The sequence below is a fragment of the Shewanella sp. SW1 genome (assembly GCF_025653545.1).
Lineage (GTDB): Bacteria > Pseudomonadota > Gammaproteobacteria > Enterobacterales > Shewanellaceae > Shewanella > Shewanella oncorhynchi.
Map to the genome: position 1 here is coordinate 1 of NZ_JAKKSG010000064.1, position 559 is coordinate 559.

1 rRNA gene is annotated in these 559 nt (G+C 47.2%); it reads left to right on the forward strand.

Going from position 1 to position 559, the window contains the following annotated elements:
* Positions 1–337: 337 nt before the first annotated feature.
* A 16S ribosomal RNA gene (locus tag L5M71_RS23080) occupies positions 338–559 on the forward strand; the annotation flags it as partial.

Genomic DNA, 559 nt, shown 5'->3' on the forward strand with positions numbered 1-559 from the left:
ATCGTAGCAAGAAGTTGTAAAAACTCCTTGACGCGAAACGGGAAATGCGTAAAATACGCAGCCCTAGCCAACTGGAAGCGTTCGACGCTCAGTGTGGTACTCACCTTCTCTTACGAGGTTGAGTTGCTCTTTAACAAGATAAAACAAGAAATCTGTGTGGACACTCACAGGTGTTGAGTTAATCGAAACTGCTTAGCCTTCGGGTTGGCAGTCAAAAATTTAAATCAATGTAACAATGAGTGTTCATAGTAATATGTACAGTTTGTTTCTTTAGCTAGAAACAAAAAATCAGAATTCATTGAGCCGCTGAAGTCGCAAGACGGAAGCAACAAAACTTTAATTGAAGAGTTTGATCATGGCTCAGATTGAACGCTGGCGGCAGGCCTAACACATGCAAGTCGAGCGGCAGCACAAGGGAGTTTACTTCTGAGGTGGCGAGCGGCGGACGGGTGAGTAATGCCTAGGGATCTGCCCAGTCGAGGGGGATAACAGTTGGAAACGACTGCTAATACCGCATACGCCCTACGGGGGAAAGGAGGGGACCTTCGGGCCTTCCGCG